Source organism: Stenotrophomonas sp. HMWF023 (assembly GCF_003060985.1).
GTDB classification, from domain to species: Bacteria; Pseudomonadota; Gammaproteobacteria; order Xanthomonadales; family Xanthomonadaceae; genus Stenotrophomonas; species Stenotrophomonas lactitubi.
In genome coordinates this window covers 1-595 of the sequence record NZ_QAIJ01000252.1, presented here as the reverse complement: position 1 = coordinate 595, position 595 = coordinate 1, and positions in this window count along the sequence as shown.

Sequence of the window (595 nt, the reverse complement as noted above, 5' to 3'; positions counted from 1 at the left end):
CTTGGGGGCTTGGCCGCGGCATCCATGCCGCGGACACCCCCGCAACCGGACCCACCCCGCCTTCGACAGATCTCCGCGATTTGTCGGAATGGCATGGCCTGCTCTTGGTGGGTGTCGACCTTGGTCGACACGTAGATCCACGCCATGCGTGGATGCATTTCGATCAATTGTCGAAATATTAGATTTCGATGGAGATTCATCCAGCATGGAATGGGTCCATCAGACACCAGAAAACTGTCGAAGGTGGGGCGGTGTCGGATTGCGGGGTGTCCGCGGCATGGATGCCGCGGCCAAGCCTACAGGGACGTACTTGCGGCGTCCCCGCAATCCGACACCGCCCCGCCAAACCACGGATCACCCCAGAGCCGGCTGTTGCCTTTGACGTTGACGTTGACGTTGCTCTGGCTCATGGCAGGTGCAGGGCGCAGCCCTGCCGACTCCCCCGCCGGGGTAAACTAGCCGGATGGCTTCCCGTCCCGCGCACGACCTGCTCCGCCGCGTCTTTGGTTATGACGATTTCCGTGGTCCGCAGCAGGACATCGTGGAGCATGTGGCTGCCGGTCACGATGCCCTGGTGCTGATGCCCACCGGTGGC